Origin of the sequence: Arthrobacter sp. DNA4 (assembly GCF_024362385.1) — a bacterium.
Lineage (GTDB): Bacteria > Actinomycetota > Actinomycetes > Actinomycetales > Micrococcaceae > Arthrobacter.
Window position 1 is genome coordinate 3,006,055 of sequence record NZ_CP101466.1, and the last position, 20,883, is coordinate 3,026,937.

Here is a 20,883-nt window from a genome sequence, read left to right on the forward strand (position 1 = left end):
CGACAACGCCTCCATCAGAGATATTCGCCGCACCTTTGCAGCTCTTATGGCGAGCCTAGTCCTTTGCCCTTCGCCGTGGTGTGGAAGAAAATACAGAGGATTTGGCTTTTCGCTGGTCTGGTGCACAAACAAGTTCGCGGATGGCACGCCGAAGCGCGGAGTCGGGGCACGCTTCAAGCAGCAGCGACCCTGCAAGGAGTGCTGCATCGGCGGCGCCGGGGTCGTAGGGCAGGAACGCTTTGAGTTCCGACGCGGGGCCGTACCGTTCCCAGGCATCCCGCAACTGGCGCTCCGGGGCTCTGCCCACGGAGGAGGAACGCACCTTGTTCATGACGACAGTGGGTGAGGCTTGCGGTACAGCACCTTCCAGTTCGGCAAGCGCACGGACCATCCGCGGGACGCCCACGGGATCAGCCGCGCCAACGGCATAGACCGCGTCCGCCAGCTCCAGGGGACGCAGCGTCGCGGCATTCCGTCGCGGCGCCATGGTGTCGAAGCTCAGCTCTTCATCGGCTTCGAGGCAAAAGCCGGTATCCACCACCACAACGTCCGCGATCTGCCGGGCCCGTTCAAGAACAAGCGACAGGGCAGTGGCGCGCAGCTCAGTCCAGCGGTCCGCGCGGGTAATCCCCGTAAGCACCCGGAACGTCCCGGACGCAGTGGCGACGGTGGCGGCCACCTTCCTAAGGGCGTCCGGGTCCAGCAGCCCCTGGTCGGCAAGCCTGCACGCCTGGGCAAGCCCGGCTGACTCATCCAGGAGACCCAGCACCGCCGCGACGCTGGCGCCGTAGGTGTCCGCGTCGACCAGCAGGACATCCCGGCCATCGGCAGCCATCTCGCCGGCGATGTTCACCGCAACAGTGGTCCGTCCCGGCGCCCCGGCCGGTCCCCAGACAACGATGAGCCTGCCGGCTGGTTCGCCCTCGGGGCCAGGTGCAGGCTGCACGGGGTCTAAGGCCAGCGCAGCCCCGGTGTCAGCTCCCCCGCTCAGGATGGCGGGACGGGCAGCACCTGTCAGCTGGGCAACGGCATCGGCGATCCTGTCCGAAAGCTCTGCTGACTCGACTCCCGTCAGCGCCGACGCGACACCGATTTTGCGGAGCCTGGCCGCCTCCTCGGCATTGTCCGTCAGCGCGATGACTGCCACCCCAACAGCTCCAAGCCGGTCGACAAGGGAAGCAGTCAATCCGTCGGACCCTTCTGCCACTACGGCGGCCCTTGCCAGACCGCTTTGACAGGCAGCGAGGAGCTCGGGAAGTTCGGTGCATCGTCGAACCACCGTCACCGGACCGTGCAGCCTTTCGAGGCCGCCCACCAAGTCCTCCCGGCTTTGGCCAACGGTGACAACCGGGATACTCATCGGGCCCCGCCGGGATTCCACACAACGGATATCTTCGCGTCGTTGGCCTGGGCACCCAGCAACGCAGGCATCTGCTTGTCCTCCACCAGGACCATCAGCACGGTGGTCTTTGACGATCCGAGGGCAGTGGACCCGGTGGTGACCTCAGCGATTTCAGCTCCGGGAAGGATGAGTTTCGGCTCGCTGTATCCGTTCTTTGCATCCGGCTGCGCCACCCAGACGTCCACCTTCGCACCGGCAACCGCCTGGGACGGCAAAGTCTGGGCGATGTTGAGCGCCACCGGCTTACGGTCCAACCGGTCCACCTCGCCCAGGCTTGCCCTGGGAACCAGCTGGTCCTTGGCGATCCGCTGCACGGCGACAACGTCCTGGGGCAGGCCGTCCTCCACGGTGATGTAGTGCTGCTCCGTGTCGCCCAGGCGGACCTTCGCGCGGACCACGTTCTCCGCTGTCAGGCGCTCACCCACGGCAATGCCGTCCCGGGCCGCGAAGACCTCGGTGGTGCGGTCTGCGCTGCCGACCAGGAAAGTAACCCCTGCGACAGACACCAGGACCAGGAGAACGCCCACCAGCAACCGCGGGTCCTTCCACGACGGGCGCTTCAGCCGTGGCGCCGTGGCGCTCGAATCAGGAACCATACCGTTCTCCCCCTAGGTACACCGGACCTGCCCACTCTGGCCGGACTCCTCATTGTTACCGCCAGGGACCGGGAACAAAAGTCATTTGCCTAAATACCGGCTATCTGTGGAAAACGGGCGCAAACAACGTCATGTGATGGCAAAATGGGCGTATGCCAAGGTTCCTCACGCTCGCAGACGTCGCCGAGCAACTCCAGATCAACTCCCCCGCCGCGTACGCCTTGGTCCGCAGCGGGGAGCTGAAGGCCATTCAGGTTGGCGGCCGCGGGCAGTGGCGCGTCGAGGAGAAGATGCTGGAACAGTACATCGAGGAACGCTATGCCGAGGCCAGCCGCATGATCCAGGAGTCCCGTTCGAAGTCAGTGTGACGCCCTTAGGCTCCGCCGGCCTTATGGGACCTGATCATCGCCAGCGCCGCAAAAGGTATCGCTGACACCTGGCCAACGCTTTGGGCCCTCCGTGCCTCGCCCGGAATCACCGCGGCAAGGTCGATGTAGTCCCGGCCGACCCGGTCAATGACGCCCTCCACCCGCACGGCTCCGGTTCCCCCGGCAATCATCACGGTCACTTCCGCCCGATCCCGGGCAAGGGCCCGCAGGGAATGGGCAAGTCCGATCGAGCGGCGGACCGGTGAGTCCTCCGTCCGCACATGCCTGCCCAGGCCCACGTACCGGGCTGCGGCCGCATAGGGAATGAGCACCTGATGCCGTTCTTCATCCAGGACCAGCGCATCAGCTCCAACATGGGTCAGCTCCCCCTGCGCCGATTCGCCGCACAGGAGGTGGACCATGATCCTGTAACCAACGGCTGCCCGGAGCCTGTCATCGAGCCGCAGGCCAACCATCTCGGCCCGCATCCGCTCGCTGACCTCGCTCTCGAGCGCCAGCCGGTCAGCCTCCGCGAGCTGGCTTTCCATGTCGTTGAAGAGTGCATCCCAGCGCATCCCGCCAGCGTAGGGTTCCCTGCCCCGCCCGTCAACGCGCGCCTTATTTCACTCCAACGTCTGGACAAAAAGGGTTTAGGCGGTCCAGACTGAGTCAAACAACATCAAACAGCGTCAAACAACATCAAGGCGGTTGTAAATGGGACACTCAGGTAGGACCGGATGGTCGGATGCCGCCATAGCGTTGGCCTTTCTGGTGCTTGGAATCCTGCTCTGCATCCTGGGAGCGGGCCAGCTGGTGCAATGGCAGGACGCCGCCACGCATCAGCAGGGGTGGACCGTAGAGGTCCTCCTGGCAGCCGCCGCAACAGCAGTCGGCCTCGGACTTTTACTGTGGTGGGCATTTTCAATGCTGGCTGCTGGAGCCTCCGTCCTGCTGGAGCGGCTGGGCCGGTACCGGGCTGCTGCGGCCGCCCGCCGGCTCTCACCTGCATTCATGCAGCGGGCGGTGATTGCCGCCTTTTCGATGCAGCTGATAGCCGGCGCCGCGGCACATGCGGCCACCAACGCGCCGGGGCCGGAGTGGACACCCACGCACGAACAGTCCTCGGCGGCTTCCGCCAACCCTGCAACTGCGCACGTTGCTCCGACACCCCGCCAGGGCGCTGGCCCGGGCATGCATCTCTCTGTCCAACCGGGCCCCGCGGAGGTGCCACCACCGGACCGGGAAGCCGCGTCGCCGGCATGGCAACCCGCCGCGGCCCTGCCCACCGCCGCCACGCCCAACCCGGGATGGCAACCGGCCTCCCCGGTGGTGGAGCCAGGCCTGCTCGCCGCACCGGAAACCAGGACCGCCGCCGGCGCGGAGCCGGACCCACGGAAAGCGATTGGCGGGGCGGCCCCGGTGACCGTGCTTGCCGGCGACACACTATGGGACATCGTGGCGGCCCAGCTGGGGCCGGAGGCATCGGATGTGGACATAGCCCTCGAATGGCCCCGGTGGTACGCAGCGAACCGCGGACTGATCGGCGGGAGCCCGGATGTCCTGCTACCGGGACAGATCCTCCAGGCGCCGCAGGCGCCATAGCCACTGGCGTTTTCCGTGCTGCGCCGGCGCCGGGGCCGGGGCAGGTAATACCGACGATCCAACCGACGTGCCGGCATGCCGGACCGGCCTGCCCGCATTGCCCGGCGCCATGCCAGCCAATAGATCATCAGCTATTCCGCGATTCGAACCAAGGGGAACACCATGACCGCAGTGACACCTGCCCGGACCGCCCAGCGGCTGGCTGCCAACACCGTAAACGGCGGGAGGGCCCTCGCGAAAACCGCGTCAGCGTCAACAACGGCGGTGACCGCAGGCCGGTCCCGCGCCGCGGACCCATCGTCCCTGAGGCCCGTCAGTGAAGCTGCGGAAGTAAGGGCCATTACCCGCGGAACGGTTCAGGCTGCCATGGAGGTCCTGGCAGGGATCCGTCCCATACACCAGCTGGCGCGCCGGCTGGATCCTCGGTGCCTGGCATCGCTGCAGCACCGGGCGGCCCTGATCAGGCGCGAACTTACCAGGACGGGCAATCCCGCCCTTGCCCGTCTACACCGGAACTCCACAGTCCGCTCCGTGCGGGTGTGCGAGGTAGCGGAGGGAATTTACGAGGCAAGCGCTGTCGTGGTGGATGACGTACGGGCACGTGCCGTTGCCGTCCGGCTTGAGCGCAGCAAGCAGGTCTGGCGCATCGTTGAACTCGTCATCGGCTAAACCGTTGGGTGATTTGGTGCGCACCCGAAAGCACACGGTGCACCATACAAACAGGGCAGGGGCCCATCGGCCCCTGCCCTGTTCCTTAACGCCTGTGCGCGTTTACGGCTGTGTCTACTAGCGCTTTTTCTTCTTCGCCGGGCGCTTGGCGGCGTCCTGGGCAGCTGCCTTCGCAGGATTGCCGGAGCGTCCACTACCTGTCCGGGTTTCCACACGGGTTTGTGTTCCGCCGGTCTCGCTGGGAGCCGTGTACTGCAGCTGCGCGGGCTTTTCGGGTGCCTCAAGCCCGGCGGCATGGACCTGCGGGTCCACGTGCTCAGTATGTCCGCCGGCCGCGTCCTGGACGACGACATCCTGGGCCGGCGTCACCTCGACCTCAAGGTTGTAGAGGAAGCCAACGCTTTCCTCCCGGATGGCCTCCATCATGCTTTGGAACATGGCGAAACCTTCGCGCTGGTACTCCACCAGCGGATCACGCTGCGCCATGGCGCGCAGGCCGATGCCCTCTTTGAGGTAATCCATCTCGTAGAGGTGTTCCTGCCACTTGCGGCCAATGACGGAGAGGACCACACGGCGCTCGAGTTCCCGCATGCTTTCGGAGCCGATGACCTCCTCGCGGGCCTGGTACACCAGGCGGGCGTCGGAAAGGATCTCCTCCTTCAACAGCTCCACGGTGACCCTGGACTTGCCACCGGCCTCTTCGATGATGTCTTCGGGAGTAACGCTGACAGGATAGAGCGTCTTAAGGTTCGTCCACAGCTGGTGGAAGTCCCAGTCGTCGCCGTTCCCTTCCGCGGTGGCGGCGTCGATCAAGGCAGCGATGGTGTCCTCAATGAAGTACTGCACCTTCTCGTGCAGGTCATCACCTTCCAGGATCCGACGGCGGTCGCTGTAGATGGCTTCGCGCTGGCGGTTGAGGACGTCGTCGTACTTCAGCACGTTCTTGCGCTGCTCGGCGTTGCGGCCTTCCACCTGCCCCTGGGCAGAGGCGATGGCCCTGGATACCAGCTTTGATTCCAGCGCAACGTCGTCCGGCACCGAGCTGTTCATCAGCCGTTCCGCCGCCCCGGAATTGAAGAGCCGCATGAGGTCGTCGGTCAGCGACAGGTAGAACCGGGATTCACCCGGGTCGCCCTGGCGGCCGGAACGGCCGCGGAGCTGGTTGTCGATGCGTCGCGACTCGTGGCGTTCGGTGCCCAGGACGTACAGGCCGCCGAGGTCCAGGACTTCCTCGTGTTCGTCCTTGACGGACTGCTTGGCGGCTTCAAGCGCTGCGGGCCACGCGGCTTCGTACTGTTCGGAGTTCTCCTCCGGGTCCAGCCCGCGCTTGGCGAGTTCGGCGACAGCCGTGAATTCGGCGTTTCCGCCCAGCATGATGTCAGTGCCGCGGCCGTCCATGTTCGTGGCCACGGTGACGGCACCCTTCCGGCCTGCCTGAGCGACGATGGCAGCTTCCCGGGCGTGGTTCTTGGCGTTCAGGACCTCGTGGCGGATACCTTCCTTGGCAAGCAGCTTGGACAGGTACTCGCTCTTCTCCACGCTGGTGGTGCCCACGAGGACGGGCTGGCCTTTTTCGTGGCGCTCGGCGATATCGCGCACCACGGCGTCGAACTTTACAACCTCATTCTTGAACACGAGGTCCGGCTGGTCGATCCGCTGCATGTCCCTGTTGGTGGGGATGGCCACGACGCCCAGCTTATAAGTGCTCATGAACTCGGCCGCCTCAGTCTCGGCGGTACCGGTCATTCCGGAAAGCTTGCCGTACATACGGAAGTAGTTCTGGAGCGTCACGGTGGCCAGAGTCTGGTTTTCCGCTTTGATCTCGACGCCTTCCTTGGCCTCGATCGCCTGGTGCATGCCTTCGTTGTAGCGCGGTCAGGATGCGGCCGGTGTGCTCGTCAACGATCAGCACTTCGCCGTCCAGGATGACGTAGTCCTTGTCCCGCTTGAAGAGTTCCTTGGCCTTGATGGCATTGTTCAGGAAGCCGATCAGCGGGGTATTGGCGGACTCGTACAGGTTGGAGATGCCGAGGTAGTCCTCCACCTTTTCGATCCCGCTCTCGAGGACGCCCACCGTGCGCTTTTTCTCGTCGACCTCGTAGTCCTTTTCGGGCTGCAGCCGGAGCACCACTTTGGCGAATTCGCTGTACCAGCGGTTGGTGTCCCCCTGCGCAGGCCCGGAGATGATCAACGGGGTGCGAGCCTCATCGATCAGGATTGAGTCCACTTCATCGACGATGGCGAAGTTGTGGCCGCGCTGGACAAGTTCGGTCCGGTCCCACGCCATGTTGTCGCGCAGGTAGTCGAAACCAAACTCGTTGTTCGTCCCGTACGTGATATCGGCGGCGTACTGCTGACGGCGAACGGCGGGATCCTGGTTGGCCAGGATGACACCGCTGGTCAGGCCCAGGAAGCGGTAGACACGGCCCATGAGCTCGGACTGGTATTCGGCGAGGTAATCGTTGACCGTGACCACGTGGACGCCCTTGCCGGTAAGGGCGTTCAGGTAGGCGGGAGCGGTCGCCACCAGGGTCTTGCCTTCACCGGTCTTCATTTCAGCGATGTTGCCCAGGTGCAGGGCGGCGCCGCCCATGAGCTGGACGTCGAAGTGGCGCATGCCCAGGGTGCGGGAGGACGCTTCACGCACTGCTGCGAAAGCCTCCGGAAGCAGGTCCTCGAGCTTCTCGCCGTCCTGGTGGCGGGCGCGGAGGCGGTCCGTCTCCTCGCGCAGTTCGGCGTCGGTAAAGGTCTTGAATGAGTCTTCGAGGGCGTTGATGGAATCGGCATAGTTCCGCAGCTGCCGGAGTGTTTTCTTGTCACCCGTGCGGAGAATTTTTTCGATAAGTGATGCCACGTGAAGATGCTCCCAGTCTGATGCCGCCGAATTCTGGCGTGTTCAGTCTACGGGAGAGACACGCCGCCGGTGCTCCTTTTCCCTGAGAGCGGATACTCCCTACGGACGTGCCAGCTCCTGCGCCAGCCGGGCGGCAAGGTCTCCTGCCGGCCCCACTTCCACATCCGGCAGGCCAAGCCATTGGCCCATGAGCTTGAGCTCGGCGGCAAGTTCGACGGCGGTATCCGCCGGTGCGTCGGGCTCGGCGAACGCGGCCCTCGCCAGCAACCGGCCGCCGGCCCGGTCTGCTTTCAAATCCACCCGCGCCACGATCCTGTCACGCAGCAGGAAGGGCAGCACGTAATAGCCGAAGCGCCGGTTGGGTTCCGGGGTGTAGATCTCGATCCGGTAATGGAAGCCGAACAGTTCGGAAAGGCGCCGCCGCTCAAAGACCAGGGAATCGAACGGGCTCAAAAGCGCCCGGCCGGTGGCACGCCGCGGCAGCAGCGAATCCACATGCCGGAAGATCTTCCGGTTCCAGCCCGCCACCGTGACGGGTTCCAGCCTGCCTTGCTCCACCAGGTGCTCGACAGCCAGGGCTGTGGCCTTGACCGGAGTCCGGAAGTAGTCGGCGAAGCAGCGGATGCTGCCGATTCCGTGGGCCTGGGCGGCCGCGTCGGTCAGGCGCCGGAGTGCAGCCTCTGGATCCTTCTCCCCTGCGGCGGCGGCCGCATCCGGGAGGACCTTGGAGGTCAGCGTGTACCTGCGCTCGAACTGCCCGGTCCGGGAGGCCGCCGACACCAGACCCGCTTCGAAGAGGTGTTCAAGGACCCGTTTCACGGCGTTCCAGTTCCACCCCCAGTTGTCCGCCTGTTTCTCTTCGACATGCCCAATCCGTGACGTCAGTTCAGATGCCGTCATGGGCCGGGACCGGGCGAGGACCGCCAGGATCCTGGCAGCAACCTCATCGCGGAGCACGGGGTCCATCCGGGACGCGCCCACCCAGGCCCGCTTTTGCCAGAGAAGGAGGTCCTGGTAATGCTCCGGCCGGATGTAGCTGGCTTCGTGAGCCCAGTATTCGAACATCCGTCGCGGGTGGCTGGCGGACATGCGCTGCAGGATGTCCCGGTCATAGTTGCCAAGGCGGGAATAGAAGGGCAGGAAGTGGCTGCGGACCAGGACGTTTACGGAGTCGATCTGGACCAGCTGGAGACGGGCAAAGGTACGGCCCACCGCCCGTGCTGTCACGGGGCCGGTGGGCCGTCCTTTGTGGAGTCCCTGCGCTGCCAGCGCGATCCGCCGGGCCTGGTCAAGGCTCAGCGTTGCCGACAATTCAGACCTCTCTGGTGGTTGGTACCACCTTGGACGTTGCCAGGTACGTCAGACAGTGGCGGCTGCGTCGTCGGAGCGGTAGGCAAGGACCTTTTCCTCCACGACAGTGTCCCCTGGCTCGCATTCGTGGTCCAGGGTAATGACGCCGTAGGTCCAGCCGCGGCGGCGGTAGACCACGGACGGCGTGTTGGTGGCCTTGTCCACGAAAAGATAGAAGTCGTGGCCGACGAGCTCCATGTTGTCTACGGCGTCGTCGAGGGTCATGGACGCAGCGGGGAAGACCTTGCGCCGGATCAGTACCGGCGAGCTCCCGGCCGGGATGTCATTCTCGACATCGTAGGGGGATTTTTCCTCCGGCGCCTGCGCTGTTTCGCTCCTGCGGTTGGCCTCGAGGTAGAGCGGTTCGTGCGCGCTGGCTGGTTCAAGGGAGGCGGTTGCTTCACGGACGGCCTTGGGCGTGTGGCGGCCATGGTGGACCTTTTTGCGGTCCTTCGCGCGCCGGAGGCGCTCAAGCAGCTTGTTGTAGGCGAGGTCAAAGGCGGCAAATTTGTCTGCGGCGCTCGCTTCGGCACGGATTACGGGGCCCCTGCCCAGGACTGTCACTTCGACGGTCAACTGGTCGCCGGTTTGCCGGGCGTTGGTCTCCTTGGAGACTTTCGTATCCACCCGCTGGATCTTGTCGCCAAGCGATTCGATCTTTGCGATCTTTTCCCCGGCGTATTCGCGGAACCGGTCTGAAACGGTCAGATTTCGTCCGCTGATCATAAACTCCATGGTGCCCTCCAAATGACTTCGGTGACACGACGGCGGCACTTCCCTGGGCCGGGCTGTTTGACAGTCGAGCCCCTCTCCGAGCCGCCATCGAAAGGTACATTCTGTTCTTGGTACCCACCACCGACGTTAGTTCATAGCCACCTGTTATTCATCCTTTCCCAGTTTATTTTTTTCTAAGTCATGGCTCCTTCCGTGCGGGCCGGCGGCGGGCGTGCCGGGGTCCGCCGCAGCGGGCGGGCGTGTCGCGGCAAGCACGACGGCGCCCCTCACCTGGGCTCCGGCCAGGTGCAGGGCACGGGCTGCTTCTCCGATGGTGGCGCCGGTTGTCAGGACGTCGTCGACAATGATGCAGGGACGGCCCAGGACCTTGGTGCGGGCGCGGGATTTGACCTGCATGGACCCCCTGACACGTTGGGAGCGGGCGCCCCTGCCCAGACCTTTTTGGCCCGCCAGACCTTTCTGCCCGCCCAGACCCTTTGGTCCTTCCAGAAGCGCCCGGGGCTTCTTGCCCAGGACATCCGCGACGTCGAGGCCTGGCAGTTGCCGTGCGGCCTCCTTCAGGAGCAGATGGACCGGGCTGAACCCCCGGTTGACGTATGCCGCGGTACCGGTGGGCACCGGAACCAGCAGGAACCCGCTGCCGCCGCGGGCCGCTGCCCTGACCGCCGCGGCCAGCGCCCTGCCAAGGTTCCTCCCAAGCTGGTGCTGGCCGTGCCTTTTGAACGACAGCAGGCCTTGAGCCAACTCGTCCCGGTACACCCCCGCGGCCACCACCGGCAGCATGATGGTCCCGTCGACATCCATCAGCGCGGGGGCTCCGCTTTCGGCGCGGAAGGGGTCCCTGGTCAGCTGGCGGATGCGGCTGCAGCACGAGGCGCAAAGGGTCCGGTCTTCGGCCCCGCAGCAGACGCAGTCCACCGGCACCGCCAGTGCAAGGAGATCTGCCGCCGCGCCGGACACCCAGTCGGCAAGGCGCAGGAGCGCTGCGGCGTGTTCGGCCCTGTGCAGTGCCGGCCAGGGCGGCGGCGGCTGAAGGTCGGGATCCATCCGCCGGGTCCCCTGCCGGCCAGGGCCAGCTGTTCCGCTTCCTCCGGATATTCCGTTCACTGCCCCAGCATGCAGCAGATGCCCAGGCATCAGGAGAGTCTGGCGCACCTATGTGGACAAGTCGGATGACAGGGGTCAGCCGGGAAACGCGGGGTCGATGGGACCCTTGATCTGCGGCGACCAGCCATTGCCGAGGCGCTGGAAGATACCCTCTCCGGACTGGACGTAGATGTCGTCTGCACCATTTCCGGCACTGATGGCAACCAGTCCGGGCCAGGGAGCCAGCTGCTGCGGCTGTCCGGAGGTGAGGGACAGCAGCTCCGGCGTGACGTTCGCACCGGCTGCCTCCTTCATAACGGCAACGGTGGTTCCGTTCACCCAAACACCTTGGTCGGGATCGCCGGCGCTGACCAAAGTGATGGGCGCGGTCAGTTCGCGCGGCGTGCCGTCGCCGGCGCGGATCACCCCGGCCACCTGCACCTTGGACTTCCCGTTCTGCTCTGAAATGACCAGGGCGCGCACGCCGTCGCGTGAGATCCGGAGCTCCTTCACCGTCCGGCCGGCAAGCCACGATGGCGCCAGCGTCACGGACGGGACAGGTGCCCCCTCCGCCACTCCGGTGGGATGGAACGCCACGACTTCGGTGGCACCGGTAGCACCGGGTCCGGCCGTCCACACCCAGTCGTTAACACTGAAGGACGGCCGGCTGAGGGTGCTCCGGGTGGTCAGGGCACGGGCAGGTTGCCCCGGGCTGATGCTGTAAAGCGTGGTGCGGCCGTCGTTGAGGAAGGCGGCGGTCTGCGACACCGGGGATTCCGCAGGGTAGCGCGGGTTTAGCGCGGAGACCGGCTGCATGTCGGGCAGTGGCGAAACGCGGTTGTTTTCGTAGCGCACCAACTCATTGCCACTGATGGCGATCTGGCGGGAAGGAACGGTTTTATCCAGCACCGGAGGAAGGACGGACCCGTTGTCCTCCACCCGGACCAGGTCCTGGTTGGCACGCAGCTCAACGTTGACAACGTCGGGCTGGCTGCGGAACGTCAGGGTCAGCTGCATCTGCATGCGCAACCGGTCCTCCGCCGAGGTTTCCGTCAGCTCCTTTGCCGTCAGATCCACCTGCGCGGCCCCGGAGACCACCGGGACAGACTCACGTGCCAGCTTGATTCCCGATGGGAACGCGCTGGCGACGGCGCCGCGGAGGTATGGGGCGGGCCCGGCCAGCAGCGCGCTGGTCATGGCTTTGACCGTCTTGTTCTTCAGGAACCAGCGGACATCCGGGATGGCGTAGGTGAACGTGGGGTCGTAGAAGTAGATGGGGTAGGCGCCGTAGATCACTTTGAACGTTTCCTCGGCAATGGCCGTCCCGTCCGGAATCGCGGAGATCCGCCACTCGCCGTCCACCTGGGTCACCGTCACCGGAATGCGTTCCACTGTTCCCGGCGGCGACTGGGTGGCGATGCCGTCGCCGTCCACGGTGTAGGAGACATCCAGCTCGTAGTTGAAGACGTTTTCTGTTTCTGTGGGGACGACGCGTGCCTCCCGGTAGACCAAGGCTCGTTTGTCCGGCTTCCAGGACACCGCCGACGCCTGCGTCAGGTACTGCCGGGCCACGGCGTAGTCGTCCTCGTAGCCGCTGCCGGCCCGGTAGAAGTAGTCGATGATTGTTTCCGGGGACGCACCGGGCTGGGGTGCTGCGGGAAGGAAGACGGGCGCGTTGACGTTGCCGGCGCTGCTTTCGCTGCTTTTCCCCACCGGGCCGGAGGTGGGGATCCGCGCGCAGCCCGACAGGAGGACGATGAGCAGCACGAGCAGTGCCGCGGGGTACCTGGCATGGCGCATCGAGGCCCTCATGGTGTCTCCTCGGGGGGCCGCACTGGGGCGGGACCGGCCGCACCAGTCTGGAGCAGCAGCATGTTTTTGTAGTCCTGTTCCGCGGGGATGCTTCCCGGCGCTCCGGGTATGGTGGCGTCCCTGGGTTCCAGTTGAACTGGTGACTCGGTGATTGCGCCGTCCTGGCGCAACGGAAGGGTCAGCCGGAAGTTGGCGCCATCGCCTTTCCTGCCCCATGCCTGGAGCCAGCCATGGTGCAGTTTGGTGTCCTCCATGGCGATGGACAGTCCCAGGCCGCTGCCTCCTGTCGTGCGGGCGCGGGCGGGATCGGCACGCCAGAACCTGTCGAAGACCCTGGCCGCCTGCGATGGGTCCATTCCGATCCCGTGGTCCCGGACGGAAACGCCCACCGCCGTCTCATTTATCGCGACCGTGACAGTCACCGGCTTGCCCTCACCGTGCTCCACGGCGTTCAGGATCAGGTTCCGCAGGATCCTGTCGATCCGCCGGGCATCCATTTCCACGATCACGGTCTCTTCCGGGGCTGTGTAGAGGATTTCCGAGCCATACTCGGCTGCGACCGGCGCCGCGCCCTCAATGACGTGGGCGATGACCTGGAGAAGGTCCTCAGGTTCAGCATCCAGGACCGCCACGCCTGCATCGAAGCGGCTGATTTCCAGCAGGTCGGAGAGCAAGGACTGGAAGCGCTCCACCTGGTTGTACAGCAGCTCGGCGGACCGTTTGTTGATGGGGTCAAAGTCGTCCCGGGCGTCGTACAGAACCTCCGCGGCCATCCGGACGGTGGTCAGCGGTGTCCGGAGCTCGTGCGAAACGTCGGACACAAAGCGCTGCTGCATCTGCGACAACGTGGCCAGCTGGGTGATCTGCTCCTGCAGGCTGGCTGCCATGTGGTTGAAGGAGGCACCAAGGCGGGCCACCTCGTCCTCGCCTTTGACCACCATGCGCTCCTGCAGCTGGCCGTCTGCGAGCTTCTCGGAAACCATGGCGGCGTGACTCACCGGGCTGACCACGTTGCGCGTGACATACCAGGCGACGGCGCCGATCAGCAGGACCAGTACCGCACCGCCGGCCCAGAGGACGCTTTGGATCTCATTCAGAGTTTGCTGCGCGGTGTTGAGGTCGTAGATCAGGTACAGCTCGTAGACAGTGCCGTTGAAGGTCACCTTGTTGCCCACGGCGATTCCCGGCCGGTCCTCGGTCCCAACGGGAATGACGGTGGATGCCCAGTACTGGTCCTTCCCGGATTCCTGGACTGCTTTGCGCAGGTCAGGGGGGATGACGCTGACCGTCAACTGGTCCGACGCGCGGGATTCAACCCAGCGGTTGCGGGGTTTGGTCTGGTTGGGCACCGCCTCGAAGACGTAGCGCCTTTGGATGACCGAACCGCGCCCTTCCACGGCGCTGAGCGTGTCCGAGACCAGGGTGATGACGCTCGACTGGTCGGTGACCTGGGCGCCGTCGAACGTCTCCTGAACCTGCTTTACGTTGTAGCGTGTCTCGGATTCGGCCTGCGTCAGCCGCTCCTGGAACAGGTTGTTGGCGATCTGGTTGGACAGGTAGGCACCCACGACAGCGAACGACGTCACGGCCAGCATCAGGGTGGTAAGAACGGTTCGGAACTGCAGGGACCGGCGCCAGCGCTGCTGCAGCGCCCGGCCAAGGTACCTCAGCCCCGGGAGGAAGCGGCGGACTCCGGTCCGCACCAGCCGTGCCACGCGCAGCGCCACGATCACGGCTCGACGCTGCCAGATCAGTGCGCGGAAGGCAACATGCCGAAGACCGGGAGTCACGGAATTTCCGGGTCCGGGCACGTTGGCCTCGTCGCCGCCCCGGGATGGGCTGTCCGGCCCGGCGCCGCGGCTCAAACCTTCATCAGCGGCGTGCGGCGTTGTGCGCTGGTCCGGTTCCCCGCCCTGCGCAGCGGGGTCAGACCCCTGCTTTGTAGCCGACACCACGCACCGTCAATACAACTTCCGGAGCTTCCGGGTCCTGCTCGATCTTGGACCGCAGGCGCTGGACATGGACGTTGACCAGGCGGGTATCAGCGGCGTGGCGGTAGCCCCAGACCTGCTCCAGCAGCAGTTCGCGGGTGAAGACCTGCCAGGGCTTGCGGGCCAATGCCACCAGCAGATCGAATTCCAGCGGCGTCAGGGAGATCCGCTCGCTGCCCCTGCTGACGGTGTGCCCGGCGACGTCAATGGTGATGTCCGCGATTTTAAGCGTCTCGGGGGCCTTCTGGTCGCCGGGGCGAAGGCGGGCGCGCACGCGTGCCACCAGTTCGGCGGGTTTGAACGGTTTGGGCACGTAGTCGTCAGCGCCGGATTCCAGTCCGCGGACGACGTCTGAGGTATCTGACTTGGCGGTCAGCATGACGATGGGCACATCCGACTCAGCGCGGATCTGGCGGCAGACCTCGATGCCATCCATACCGGGAAGCATGAGGTCGAGCAGGACCAGGTCCGGCCGCGACGACCGGAAAACGTCGAGGGCCTGGGCGCCGTCGGCGCAAAAGACCGGCTCGAAGCCGTCATTACGGAGGACAATTCCAATCATCTCGGCCAGCGCTTCATCATCATCTACCACCAGAATGCGTGCCTTCATAGCTATATATTCCCTTATCGGGATGGGTTTGTCCTGTTGAGCGGCTTCCGGGCATGGCGGGACACTAGGCCGGCCGACGGCGGAACTATAGTCTTGGGGTCATGCCCTGCATTGCCGGTGCGCGCCTTCCGGCGGCCGGCACGCGGGGCAGGCGGACTGATATGGGGGAGGAAATCAGTGTCAGCACAGGGGCCGGAGCGCGGGGAGCCCACGCCGGCGTGGCCCGGCAACAGACATGACGACGGCGGGTCCGCGGCGCCGGAGGACCCGGCCCGGCACCTGCCTGGGAGCAGCCGTGGGCGCCGCGCGTGGCAATCGGACACAGGCAAGCAGCCCGGCCCAGGGCAGCAATCCGCCGCCGAACAGCAGTGGGCGCCAGTGCACCCGGCGCAGCAGGCACCCGGGTGGGAGGAACGGCGGCCTTGGCAACAGCAGTCGCCGCAGCAACCGCCCCAGTGGCAACAGCGTGGACAGTACCCCTACTCCGACGCGCCGCACTCCGGCCCGCCCTACCCCGGTGCGCCTTACGGAGCCTCCCCCTACGGACAGCCCCGCTATGTCGCCCCGCCAAAGCCGGGCATCATCCCCCTGCGTCCCCTGATGTTCGGGGAAATCCTGGATGGCTCGTTCCAGGGCATCCGGCGCAATGCCAAGGCGATGCTGGGCGCCGGCATCCTGGCCCAGTCCCTGTCGGCCATCCTCGCCGCAGTGCTTACAGGGGTCGTTGCAACGTCGTCCGGGTCGATTGAATCCTGGGCGACGACCGCCAGCAGCGCCGACGTCGCATCCCTCGGGATTGGGCTGATGGTTACCTTTGCCTTTCTGTCCATCCTGTCCGTCTTCATGTCCGTGGTTCTCCAGGGCGCCATGGTGGTCCCCGTGGCAAGGTCCGTCCTGAACAGGCCCACCGGCTTCCGGCGCATGCTGTCCTTGGTGCGTCCACGGATCGGGGCGCTGATCAGGCTGGCCGCCGTGCTGATGGCTGCCGCAGTGGCCGCGATAGCGCTCTTCTTCGCCGTCATCGTGCTCCTGTTCTCCAATGTCCGCGGCGCGGCAGCGCTGCTGGTCATCCCGCTGATGATGGGCTTCGCCGTCCTGTTCCTCTGGGTGGCGATCAAGCTCATGGTGGCGCCTGCCGCCGTCGTCATCGAAGAACTGGGCGCCCTGGCCGGACTGCGCCGCTCGTGGACCCTCACGCGGGCGAACTGGTGGCGCATCCTTGGCATCACCCTGGTGGTGGGAATCCTGGTCGCTGTCATCACCCAGGTGGTCCTGATCCCCGCAAGCATCCTGCCGACGGTCCTGTCAGGAGTCGTCTCGCCGCACGGCGGCAGCGGGCAGGACGCGACGCTTACCGTGACCATCAGCATCATTACCGCGGTGGTCGGTGCCCTGGTGGGTGCGGTGGGCTACGCCTTCCAAACGTCTGTCATGGCCTTGCTCTACATGGACCTGCGGATGCGCAAGGACGGGCTGGATATCGTGCTGCTGCGCGACCTGGAGACCGGGGCGGATCCCGACGGGATCCCGGGCCGGAACGCCGGGACCGGCAGCACCCCGTACCCCGGGTACGGCACAGCCCCGGGGGCATGGCCGTATGGCCGCTGAGCCGCCGGTGCTGCCCGGAGCCGATGAGGCCCGGCGATGGGCGGCAGAAGAGTTGGCCAAACGTGAATACCGGGACGCCGCCCCCTCCTGGCTGGACACACTGTGGCGGAACTTCCTCAACTGGCTGCAGTCCCTTGACGGCTCGCCCGGGGATGCCGCACCGGTGCCCAGCCCCGTCATCGCCCTCGTCATTGCCGTCATCATCGCCGCCGCCATCCTCCTTGCCCGCCCCCGGCTGAACGCGCGGGGACGAAAGGCCAGCGACGTGTTCGAAAGGGAAACCGCACTGACCGCCGGGGACTACCGGAACCGCGCGGAAGCCGCAGCCGCGGCCGCACAATGGGGCGACGCCGTCGTCGACCGTTTCCGTGCGGTGGTCCGCAGCGCCGAAAACCGGACCATCCTTGATCCGCAGCCAGGCAGGACGGCAGACGAAGCCGCGCAGGCGCTGTCCGTGCCGTTCGCCGGTGAATCCCGGCGCCTGGCCCGGGCAGCGGCCACATTTGACGGCATCCGCTACGGAAACAGGGCAGCGGGCAGTGGCGATTACCAGGAAATGGTGGCACTGGACGTGGCATTGGACGCCACGAAACCTGCCGCCGCCGGCAGCACGGTGACACAGTTATGAGCGGACCCACCATTGCCGGCACGGAGCCTGGACAAGGCACGGACGCGGCCCAAGGAACGCGGCAGTCGCAAGGACCTGATCCGACGGGCCGGAAACTCCTGGCGGGCTCGCTGATGAGGTGGCTGCGGCAGCATCGTGCCGCCACCGCAGCAGCAGCGGTGGTGGCAGCTGCAATGGCCCTGGTCATCGGTACGCAGCTGGCGCCCAAGGGTGACAGGCTGCCCCTTTCAGTCCACAATGCCGGACCGGAGGGGGCCAGGGCGCTGAGCGAAATCCTGGGCCGGCGCGGAGTTTCTGTCCACACCCCCGGCCGGTTCGACGCTGCGCTGGACGACCTGCACTCAAGCTCCTCCCCCACCCTCCTGCTCTATGACAGGAACGGTGTGCTGGACAGGCAGCAGCTGGCCGGTCTGATGGCTGCTGCTGACCGCATGGTGGTGGTCACCCCCAGGCTGGACACCCTCGCCGCCCTTGACAGCGGCATCCACCAGGCCGGCGTCGTCCCCGACGCCTCTCCGGTCCTTGACCCCGGCTGCACCCAACCTGACGCGGAAGCAGCAGGACAGGTCACGGGCAACAAGGGATTCGTGTACGACGGCGGCACCACCTGCTACCGTGCGGCAGGAACCGCCGGGATGCTTGCCGTCAGCGGTGACGGCCGCCGGCTGGCCGTCCTGGGCAGCACGGCGGTCCTGGGCAACGACAAACTGGACGAGCTGGGAAACGCCGCCCTCGCGGTCCGGCTGCTCGGCGCGGCACCGGATCTCGTCTGGTACCTGCCCTCGATCGAAGATGCAGCGGCCAACGGGTCCGGGAAAACCCTCGACGACCTTGCACCGGGCTGGGCCCGCTTCCTGGGCCCCTGGCTGCTGCTGGTGGCGGTCGTTGCCATCCTATGGCGTGGCCGCCGGCACGGGCCGCTGGTGTTCGAACCGTTGCCCGTGGTGGTCAAGGCCGTTGAAACGGCGGAAGGCCGCGCCCGGCTCTACCAGGACTCCCGTGCCGTCGACCCGGCCCGGGACAACCTGCGCGCCGGCCTGCTGGTGCGGCTCTCCGGAAAACTGCGGCTGGGGCCCGGCGCCACAGCGGAGGACACGATTGCCGCAGCAGCCCGGCTCCTTGGCAGGGACCCGGCCGGCGTCCGCGCCTTGGTTAATGAACGCCCCACAACAGAAGCCCGGCTGGTGGCCTGGTCCCAGGCCCTGGACAAACTGGAGAAAGAGGTCATGACCCGATGAGTGAACAGAGCAGTGGCCCGGGGGTCCTGAACCCCACAGACCCCAACAGCCCGATGAACGACGACGGCCCACGGCAGGCGCTGCTTGCCGTCCGCCGCGAGGTGGCCAAGGCAGTGGTGGGACAGGATGCCACGGTCACGGGCCTGCTGATCGCCCTGCTTTCGCAGGGGCATGTGCTGCTGGAAGGCGTACCGGGGGTCGCCAAGACCCTGCTGGTCCGGGCGTTGTCCTCCGCCCTGAGCCTGGACACCAAGCGGGTGCAGTTCACCCCCGACCTCATGCCCGGCGATGTCACGGGATCGCTGGTTTACGACTCCCATACGTCCGAGTTCAGCTTCCGGGAAGGACCGGTCTTCACCAACCTCCTGTTGGCCGATGAGATTAACCGGACCCCGCCAAAAACCCAGGCTTCCCTCCTCGAAGCCATGGAAGAGCGGCAGGTGTCCGTGGACGGGGCAGCCAGGCGTCTCCCGGCCCCGTTCCTGGTGGCGGCAACCCAGAACCCGGTGGAATACGAGGGGACGTATCCGCTGCCCGAGGCGCAACTGGACCGGTTCCTGCTCAAGCTGACCATGCCCTTGCCCGGACGCGGCGAGGAGATTGAGGTCATCCGCCGGCATGCCGCCGGATTCGATCCCCGGGACCTGGCAGCAGCCGGCGTCCGGGCCGTGGCGGGCGCGGAGGACCTGGAACGGGCACGGGAAGCTGTGAACCGCGTAGCGGTGGAACCGGAAATTATCGGCTACATCGTTGACCTGGTGCGCGCCACCAGGGCCGCTCCCTCCTTCCAGCTTGCTGTTTCACCGCGCGGTGCCACTGCCCTGCTCAATACATCCAGGTCTTGGGCCTGGCTCTCGGGGCGTCCTTTCGTCACCCCGGACGACGTCAAGGCCTTGGCCTTGCCCTGCCTGCGGCACCGGGTGGCGCTGCAGCCCGAAGCCCAAATGGACGGGGTCCGGGTGGACGACGTCCTGGGCAGCATCCTGGCCTCCGTCCCTGTTCCCCGCTGATGGCCGTCTCGGGGCGCTTCGTGGCGGTGGTGCTGCTGGGCCTGGTGCCGGTGCTGCTGTTCCCGGGATGGTTGACCGTGTTCACCACGGCCGCCGTGCTCGTTGCCCTGTTGGGCGTCGACCTGTTGTTGGCAGGATCCCCCAAGCGGGTGGGTGCGGTACGCGCGGAGCCGGAGAACGTCACGCTCAACAACGCGGTGGAGGCGGTCCTCACGCTCCGCAACGGGGGCACCCGCAGGCTCCGGGGATCGTTCAGGGACGGGTGGCAACCATCAGCGGGCGCCCAAAATCCCGTCCAGGCCATCGACGTCCCGGCCGGCGAAAGCAGGCGGTTCGCGGTCAGGCTCCGGCCGGTCCGTCGGGGGGACCTCGCTGCACCGCATGTGACCATCCGTTCCTATGGTCCGCTCCGCCTGGCAGCCCGGCAGCGGACCATCGATTGCCCCGGCTCGGTGCGGGTGCTGCCGCCGTTCCATTCCCGCCGGCATCTGCCCTCGAAGCTGCGGAAGCTGCGCGAACTCGACGGCAAGGCCGCCGTCCAGATCCGTGGCGCCGGCACGGAGTTCGATTCCCTGCGTGACTATGTCCGCGGCGATGACGTGCGGTCCATTGACTGGCGCGCCACGGCCAGGCGCTCCTCGGTGGTGGTCAGGACCTGGCGCCCGGAACGGGACCGGCGGGTGGTCATGGTCCTGGATACCTCCCGCACGTCCGCGGCGAGGATCGCCGACGAAACGCGGCTGGACACCGGGATCGAGGCTGCGCTCCTCCTGGGCGTGCTGGCCGAACGGGGCGGCGACCGGGTGGACTTCGTGGCCTTGGACCGCAGGACCCGGGCGCGCGCCGGTTCCGCAGGCCAAGGCAACATCCTGGGCCGGCTGGTCCAGGCGATGGCTCCCCTTGAGGCAGAGCTGATCGAGATGGACTGGCCGGCTGTCCCGGCGCAGGTCCGCGCCGTCTCCGCGCACCGGTCCCTCGTGGTGCTGCTGACGTCGCTGGACAGCGGAGCTCCCGAGGAAGGCCTGCTGCCCGTGGCGGAGCGGCTGGCCAGCCAGCACGTGGTGGTGGTGGCGGCGGTCCGCGACCCCCAGCTGGGCACCATGCTCCGGGAACGCAGCGACGCCACCGGTGTCTTCCGTGCGGCTGCCGCCGAGCGCGCCCTCCTGCAGCGCGCGGCGGTCACCGCCGAACTGCGCCGCTACGGCGCAGAGGTGGTGGACGCGGAGCCCCACGACCTGCCACCCCGGCTTGCGGACATGTACATCCGGCTCAAGGCTGCCGGTAGATTGTGAAGCCGGAGGCAGACAGCGCCGCCGCAGGCAAC

General features: G+C 66.4%; 17 protein-coding genes and 1 pseudogene. 8 read left to right on the forward strand and 10 right to left on the reverse strand.

Annotated features, from left to right (window positions below):
• Positions 1-55: 55 nt before the first annotated feature.
• A complete protein-coding gene (locus tag NMQ03_RS13805) occupies positions 56-1,360 on the reverse strand; it encodes a P-loop NTPase (protein ID WP_255172657.1) in 1,305 nt (434 codons plus the stop codon).
• Entirely contained in the window at positions 1,357-1,998 is a 642-nt protein-coding gene (locus NMQ03_RS13810; protein ID WP_255172658.1) for a hypothetical protein, read from the reverse strand. The genes NMQ03_RS13805 and NMQ03_RS13810 overlap by 4 nt, the downstream gene beginning before the upstream one ends.
• 152 nt (positions 1,999-2,150) lie before the next feature.
• Between NMQ03_RS13810 and NMQ03_RS13815 the strand changes: the two genes are divergently transcribed.
• Positions 2,151-2,366, forward strand: coding sequence for a helix-turn-helix domain-containing protein (locus NMQ03_RS13815; RefSeq protein ID WP_018768505.1), 216 nt, complete (start codon positions 2,151-2,153; stop codon positions 2,364-2,366).
• 5 nt (positions 2,367-2,371) lie between these two features.
• Here NMQ03_RS13815 and NMQ03_RS13820 read toward each other — a convergent pair whose 3' ends face one another.
• Positions 2,372-2,941 carry a hypothetical protein gene (locus NMQ03_RS13820; RefSeq protein WP_255172659.1) on the reverse strand — a complete coding sequence of 190 codons (570 nt, stop codon included), beginning with the start codon at positions 2,939-2,941 and terminating at the stop codon, positions 2,372-2,374.
• A 139-nt stretch (positions 2,942-3,080) separates the two neighbouring features.
• On the opposite strand from NMQ03_RS13820, the gene NMQ03_RS13825 reads away from it, so the two are divergent.
• Positions 3,081-3,968, forward strand: a complete 888-nt coding sequence (locus NMQ03_RS13825; protein ID WP_255172660.1) for a LysM peptidoglycan-binding domain-containing protein — start codon at positions 3,081-3,083, stop codon at positions 3,966-3,968.
• A 162-nt stretch (positions 3,969-4,130) separates the two neighbouring features.
• Positions 4,131-4,637, forward strand: a complete 507-nt coding sequence (locus tag NMQ03_RS13830; protein ID WP_255172661.1) for an Rv3235 family protein — start codon at positions 4,131-4,133, stop codon at positions 4,635-4,637.
• A 117-nt stretch (positions 4,638-4,754) separates the two neighbouring features.
• On the opposite strand, the pseudogene secA reads toward NMQ03_RS13830, so the two are convergent.
• From secA to mtrA, 7 genes and pseudogenes are all read right to left on the reverse strand, one after another.
• A pseudogene (gene secA / locus NMQ03_RS13835) lies at positions 4,755-7,491 on the reverse strand (preprotein translocase subunit SecA).
• A 99-nt stretch (positions 7,492-7,590) separates the two neighbouring features.
• Positions 7,591-8,802 carry a winged helix-turn-helix domain-containing protein gene (locus tag NMQ03_RS13840; RefSeq protein ID WP_255172662.1) on the reverse strand — a complete coding sequence of 404 codons (1,212 nt, stop codon included), beginning with the start codon at positions 8,800-8,802 and terminating at the stop codon, positions 7,591-7,593.
• Positions 8,803-8,850: 48 nt separating this feature from the next.
• On the reverse strand, positions 8,851-9,576 hold the full coding sequence (gene raiA, locus NMQ03_RS13845) for a ribosome hibernation-promoting factor, HPF/YfiA family (protein WP_159631557.1): 726 nt from the start codon (positions 9,574-9,576) through the stop codon (positions 8,851-8,853).
• 144 nt (positions 9,577-9,720) lie between these two features.
• Positions 9,721-10,623, reverse strand: a complete 903-nt coding sequence (locus tag NMQ03_RS13850; RefSeq protein ID WP_255172663.1) for a ComF family protein — start codon at positions 10,621-10,623, stop codon at positions 9,721-9,723.
• A gap of 135 nt (positions 10,624-10,758) precedes the next feature.
• Positions 10,759-12,474 (reverse strand): LpqB family beta-propeller domain-containing protein, encoded by a 1,716-nt coding sequence (locus NMQ03_RS13855; RefSeq protein WP_255172664.1) that lies wholly within the window; start codon positions 12,472-12,474, stop codon positions 10,759-10,761.
• Positions 12,471-14,429, reverse strand: coding sequence for an MtrAB system histidine kinase MtrB (gene mtrB, locus NMQ03_RS13860; protein ID WP_255172665.1), 1,959 nt, complete (start codon positions 14,427-14,429; stop codon positions 12,471-12,473). The genes NMQ03_RS13855 and mtrB overlap by 4 nt, the downstream gene beginning before the upstream one ends.
• Positions 14,401-15,075, reverse strand: coding sequence for an MtrAB system response regulator MtrA (gene mtrA, locus NMQ03_RS13865; protein WP_255172666.1), 675 nt, complete (start codon positions 15,073-15,075; stop codon positions 14,401-14,403). Before mtrA ends, mtrB begins: the two co-directional genes overlap by 29 nt.
• A gap of 177 nt (positions 15,076-15,252) precedes the next feature.
• Here mtrA and NMQ03_RS13870 point away from each other — a divergent pair, with 177 nt between their 5' ends.
• The 5 genes from NMQ03_RS13870 to NMQ03_RS13890 are packed head-to-tail and all read left to right on the forward strand — an operon-like array spanning position 15,253 to position 20,851.
• Positions 15,253-16,683 (forward strand): hypothetical protein, encoded by a 1,431-nt coding sequence (locus NMQ03_RS13870; protein ID WP_255172667.1) that lies wholly within the window; start codon positions 15,253-15,255, stop codon positions 16,681-16,683.
• Positions 16,673-17,311 (forward strand): DUF4129 domain-containing protein, encoded by a 639-nt coding sequence (locus NMQ03_RS13875; RefSeq protein ID WP_255172668.1) that lies wholly within the window; start codon positions 16,673-16,675, stop codon positions 17,309-17,311. The genes NMQ03_RS13870 and NMQ03_RS13875 overlap by 11 nt, the downstream gene beginning before the upstream one ends.
• Complete coding sequence (locus NMQ03_RS13880; protein ID WP_255172669.1) at positions 17,308-18,549, forward strand: DUF4350 domain-containing protein; 1,242 nt, start codon at positions 17,308-17,310, stop codon at positions 18,547-18,549. The genes NMQ03_RS13875 and NMQ03_RS13880 overlap by 4 nt, the downstream gene beginning before the upstream one ends.
• On the forward strand, positions 18,546-19,559 hold the full coding sequence (locus tag NMQ03_RS13885; RefSeq protein WP_255172670.1) for a MoxR family ATPase: 1,014 nt from the start codon (positions 18,546-18,548) through the stop codon (positions 19,557-19,559). Before NMQ03_RS13880 ends, NMQ03_RS13885 begins: the two co-directional genes overlap by 4 nt.
• A complete protein-coding gene (locus NMQ03_RS13890) occupies positions 19,559-20,851 on the forward strand; it encodes a DUF58 domain-containing protein (protein WP_255172671.1) in 1,293 nt (430 codons plus the stop codon). The genes NMQ03_RS13885 and NMQ03_RS13890 overlap by 1 nt, the downstream gene beginning before the upstream one ends.
• The last annotated feature ends 32 nt before the right edge of the window (positions 20,852-20,883 follow it).

Coding starts and splice junctions, on each gene's coding strand:
- NMQ03_RS13805 (WP_255172657.1), bottom strand. CDS start 1,360: ATGAGTATCCCGGTTGTCACCGTTGGCCAAAGCCGGGAGGACTTGGTG.
- NMQ03_RS13810 (WP_255172658.1), bottom strand. CDS start 1,998: ATGGTTCCTGATTCGAGCGCCACGGCGCCACGGCTGAAGCGCCCGTCG.
- NMQ03_RS13815 (WP_018768505.1), top strand. CDS start 2,151: ATGCCAAGGTTCCTCACGCTCGCAGACGTCGCCGAGCAACTCCAGATC.
- NMQ03_RS13820 (WP_255172659.1), bottom strand. CDS start 2,941: ATGCGCTGGGATGCACTCTTCAACGACATGGAAAGCCAGCTCGCGGAG.
- NMQ03_RS13825 (WP_255172660.1), top strand. CDS start 3,081: ATGGGACACTCAGGTAGGACCGGATGGTCGGATGCCGCCATAGCGTTG.
- NMQ03_RS13830 (WP_255172661.1), top strand. CDS start 4,131: ATGACCGCAGTGACACCTGCCCGGACCGCCCAGCGGCTGGCTGCCAAC.
- raiA (WP_159631557.1), bottom strand. CDS start 9,576: ATGGAGTTTATGATCAGCGGACGAAATCTGACCGTTTCAGACCGGTTC.
- NMQ03_RS13850 (WP_255172663.1), bottom strand. CDS start 10,623: ATGGATCCCGACCTTCAGCCGCCGCCGCCCTGGCCGGCACTGCACAGG.
- NMQ03_RS13855 (WP_255172664.1), bottom strand. CDS start 12,474: ATGAGGGCCTCGATGCGCCATGCCAGGTACCCCGCGGCACTGCTCGTG.
- mtrA (WP_255172666.1), bottom strand. CDS start 15,075: ATGAAGGCACGCATTCTGGTGGTAGATGATGATGAAGCGCTGGCCGAG.
- NMQ03_RS13875 (WP_255172668.1), top strand. CDS start 16,673: ATGGCCGCTGAGCCGCCGGTGCTGCCCGGAGCCGATGAGGCCCGGCGA.
- NMQ03_RS13880 (WP_255172669.1), top strand. CDS start 17,308: ATGAGCGGACCCACCATTGCCGGCACGGAGCCTGGACAAGGCACGGAC.
- NMQ03_RS13885 (WP_255172670.1), top strand. CDS start 18,546: ATGAGTGAACAGAGCAGTGGCCCGGGGGTCCTGAACCCCACAGACCCC.
- NMQ03_RS13890 (WP_255172671.1), top strand. CDS start 19,559: ATGGCCGTCTCGGGGCGCTTCGTGGCGGTGGTGCTGCTGGGCCTGGTG.